Here is an 856-nt window from a genome sequence, read left to right as displayed (position 1 = left end):
CAACGTGTGGACCCCCAACGCCGAACTCTATCACCACGAATCGCTCACCCGCGGCTCAGACACCGCACCGGCTAAGCGTCGCCGATTTGAGGGGGAATGTGACGCCATGCGAGCGCGGTGGGGCGACATGTTATTCAACGACCCCTGTTACCACCCCGCACTTTCGCTCGTCCAAGGCGACTTCACCACGTATTCCAGCCCCCGCTACTAAGGAAGTACTCCGATGACCGCACCGTTTGACCGTGCCACGACGCTCACCAAGAACCTGAAGCTCGAGAAGCAAGGGCTGGAAATTGGCCCACTGGATAAGCCGATAGTGCCCAAGAAAGGTACAGGTGTTTTATATGCCGATCACTTGCCTACAGATAAGTTGCGAGACAAGTATCGCGCCGATGAACGCGTCAGCAACGACCACATCCAGGATATCGACATCGTGGTCGGCTCCTCGGGCCTAAGGGGTGCAGTGGGATCGCGCCGATTCCACTACGTTGTTGCCTCCCATGTGATCGAACACGTCCCGAACCCGCTTGGGTGGTTCAATGATATCCACGGATTCATGGAGCCTGGGGGAATTCTCTCGCTTGCCATACCAGATAAACGTTATTGTTTCGACCGGCTACGCGGACTCACCACCGCAGCCGATTGGATTGGTTTATGGCTGCAGGAAGCAGCAAAACCAACGCCCGCACAGATTGTGGATTTCCTGTCTAACATAGTAAAACATGACGGTGGAATAACTTGGGGGGCAAACATCGACCCAAACGACTTGACACACGTGTGGCATCCGCGTGAAGCTTTGAGAATAGCAGTTGAGTCAGTGGATTCTGAGGAGTACCTGGACGTGCATTGTTCGGTA

General features: G+C 55.0%; 1 protein-coding gene. It reads left to right on the top strand.

Annotated features, from left to right (window positions below; genetic code table 11):
• Nucleotides 1-223: 223 nt before the first annotated feature.
• Nucleotides 224-856, top strand: a 633-nt coding sequence (locus A5673_RS28495; RefSeq protein WP_156748306.1) for a methyltransferase domain-containing protein, incomplete at its 3' end; no start/stop codon positions are given.

It is taken from the genome of Mycobacterium sp. E3198, from assembly GCF_001667015.1.
Taxonomy (GTDB): domain Bacteria; phylum Actinomycetota; class Actinomycetes; order Mycobacteriales; family Mycobacteriaceae; genus Mycobacterium.
The sequence above is the reverse complement of the archived record's forward strand: the minus strand, read 5'-3'. Positions and strand labels throughout refer to the sequence as shown.